Annotated in this window: 1 pseudogene; it reads left to right on the top strand. The window is 43.7% G+C overall.

From position 1 onward, the window contains the following. Positions 1 to 112: 112 nt before the first annotated feature. Positions 113 to 252 (top strand): annotated as a pseudogene (locus OOJ60_RS24795) (phage tail protein); the annotation flags it as partial.

The following is a 252-nucleotide window of genomic DNA, read 5'->3' as shown; positions in this document are numbered from 1 at the left end:
TCACGTTGCAAAGCCGTGTTCTGGTCATTTGTTGATACGCGTACATATCCAATAAGCATGGTTTTTCATTCCGTTAAAATGAGAAATCATGCCATTTGACTGATAATTATGCATTTTCAAAAACGTTGGTTTGGGAGCAGGCGCGCCAGCCATAGGAATTCCGTTCTTCTGGCCGTCCTCTGCGATGCCGAATACGGTTATGGATGAATGGGCAGATATGGTGTTTCTGAAATTCAACGGTGCGACATTTTC

This window comes from Citrobacter sp. R4 (genome assembly GCF_026719175.1).
GTDB classification, from domain to species: domain Bacteria; phylum Pseudomonadota; class Gammaproteobacteria; order Enterobacterales; family Enterobacteriaceae; genus Citrobacter_A; species Citrobacter_A sedlakii.
Note: the sequence above shows the minus strand (reverse complement) of the source record. Positions and strands in the feature narration are given on the sequence as shown.